This is a genomic window from Streptomyces ziwulingensis (genome assembly GCF_039542605.1).
Classification (GTDB): domain Bacteria; phylum Actinomycetota; class Actinomycetes; order Streptomycetales; family Streptomycetaceae; genus Streptomyces; species Streptomyces ziwulingensis.
In genome coordinates this window covers 1-2485 of record NZ_BAABIG010000163.1, presented here as the reverse complement: position 1 = coordinate 2485, position 2485 = coordinate 1, and the positions used below count along the sequence as shown (strand labels likewise).

Sequence of the window (2485 nt, the reverse complement as noted above, 5' to 3'; positions counted from 1 at the left end):
GCGTAGCCGCCTAAATGTTGTTTCTAATACATACATACCTAGACATAATATAGTTTCTAAACAGTATTTACAGGATTATACAAATTGAGTAAGAGATCCATATTCTTATAAAAATCCTGGGGATATGATTGTAAAGAATAAATTAACAATAGGTGAAGAACTAGAACATTATACTTATCTTTTAAACCAAAGTGAATATAATGTCAATAAAAGTAGTATACCTAGAACTTTCATGACGGTGCAGTCTGACTCTTCCATTATTTATAATGTAAATTTAACGCAAGGTAAAGAAAACCTTTCTAGACTTCGTATGACTACTTTATCGTCGTAGGGAGACTTATTTATAACATCTACCTGAAAGTGTTCCACTAAAAGAATAAAAAAGGGGAGTGTATGTTTAACATACACTCCCCTTTTTTTATCCGCTACTCCTTCGTGCGTCCTGACGAAGTATGGCGCTAGATTGGCTGCTGACTTCTCCGAAGGCGGCTGACTTCTACTACATACCCAGTCAGGAGTACTTCTTTGTGAAGCTAGGCAGTACCAGAAATCGGTAAGATTACTTATATGAACTGCCTCGTCATAATATAATAAATTACTAAGATGTACCCTAACTAATAAGATAGGAACTTTTAGTTATTAAATCCATTGAAGGTAATTCTCTACCTAATACTTGATTTAGATTTGGAAATTGTAATACAACTTCTTTATCATCTACAATTGTATTAATTTTTAAATTATCATCATTAAAACAATTATCTCCATACTTTACTTTTATATACGATCTAATGAAGTTATCAAAATTCCTTAAGAAGATGTCTTGTGTATATATTTTTGTATAAATAGATTTTAATGCACTAAACAGTTTAGGTATATTATTTGCCGTAACAGCAAAACAATCATGAATAGAATAAAAATTGTTTATATTATTTGTGTTAAACAAGTCATCTGCTAGTAAAGCTAATACACTAGCATCTAGTGAATGTATTAAGTTAGGCATTAGAGCTCTACCTTGTTTAGCACTTCTTAGTTTATCAGTCGTAACTTTTAATGTAAAACTTCTTTTATTATAACTGTATGGTTTTAATTTAATTTCTTTAGATGAAAGATAACTTTGATTTAATAACATACCTGAAGGAGTTTCTCAAGGTATTGTTATTTTTAATTTATTACAAATATTAGCTACACTTTTAAGATACATAATTAATAGTTTTAATTTGGGAAAGTTTTCACTTAGAACTTCTTTTAAACCAGTAGCTATAAAACTGATATCCTTACTACATAGCATAACGTTAGGATCTTCTTTATATGTATATTCCAATTTATATTGAGATCAACCTTTGTCAGAATTATTTATGTTCTTATTAAAATGTTCTTTTAAATATTTAATCATTTGATATACAGAAACATTATAAGGAACAGTCATAATAGCTTTTTTTACAGTAGTTCTTAATACAGTAATATTAGCTAATCTATTATAACAAGCTTTATCTTCGTCACATATACCTTCTTCATTAAGTTTTGTTTTAAATAATTCTATTAGTTTTATAGCCAAATATTTATAAAAATCTTTAGGTATATCTACTCACTTAGATTCAGTTAAATTTAATTCTTTAGCCATATCGTTATCGTATGTAAGTAAACAAAGATGTTGAAAACCGTTACAACTAGCATCTAATTGTATAGGAAGATAAGTTTCAAAATATGTTGTTTCATGGTTATTACAAGCTTTTATTCATTTACTGTATTCTATACAATATGCTGTGAATAAAAATTTATTTTCAGCTTTAGAGATAAGATTGAAATTAGTGTAATTAATTATATCTTCCTCGTTCTCCTCTAATCATTCACATCTATCTGATCATGATAATTTATCTATTTTATTACCAAAGCAACTTCCTCCGTAAGCTTTAAAATAATTAATACCTATATTATCATTCTTCATTAACTTTTCACCTTTACTGAATAATAATAAAGATTTAGCTAATTCCGTAGATTGGTAATTAAAATATTGACTAACACAATTCATTCTCCCTCTAAAATCTAATCTAACTGGTAAGTAAAATTCAGGTATATCAGAAAACACTTTAGCTAAACCTAATATATTTTCTTGTAACTCATATTTACTGATAAAACTTTCTAATTCTTCATATTCCTTTTCTGTAAATTTATTTACCTTATCTTCTAACTTTATATCGTATGCCAATAAACCTAACTTATTACCATGTATATTAATAAAATCTAATAGTTCAGTATTTACTTTAAAACCAACAGAATTAACATTATTTACTAACTCATAAACAACATTAGGATCTTTAATTAAAGAAGGATCTCTTAATTCTCAATTTGATATTATAATCTTATCTGAAATTAATTCGTCATTCAGTAAATAACCACCTAGTGTTTCTTTAACTTTACCATTTATTTCTTCTCTGTTAAATGGTTTAGGTTTAACTATCATAGGTATTCTACTAGGTAAGTGTTT

At 27.2% G+C, this 2485-nt stretch carries 2 protein-coding genes and 1 pseudogene; all 3 read right to left on the bottom strand.

Going from position 1 to position 2485, the window contains the following annotated elements:
• Positions 1-610 precede the first annotated feature (610 nt).
• The 3 genes and pseudogenes from ABEB00_RS35940 to ABEB00_RS35930 all read right to left on the bottom strand — a co-directional run bounded on the left by ABEB00_RS35940 (position 611) and on the right by ABEB00_RS35930 (position 2206).
• Positions 611-1129: a DNA-directed RNA polymerase gene (locus ABEB00_RS35940; protein WP_345624934.1), complete on the bottom strand. Its 519-nt coding sequence runs from the start codon at positions 1127-1129 to the stop codon at positions 611-613.
• A 204-nt stretch (positions 1130-1333) separates the two neighbouring features.
• Positions 1334-1735, bottom strand: a pseudogene (locus tag ABEB00_RS35935) (DNA-directed RNA polymerase).
• 126 nt (positions 1736-1861) lie between these two features.
• Positions 1862-2206 (bottom strand): hypothetical protein, encoded by a 345-nt coding sequence (locus tag ABEB00_RS35930; protein WP_345624933.1) that lies wholly within the window; start codon positions 2204-2206, stop codon positions 1862-1864.
• Between the last annotated feature and the right edge of the window lie 279 nt (positions 2207-2485).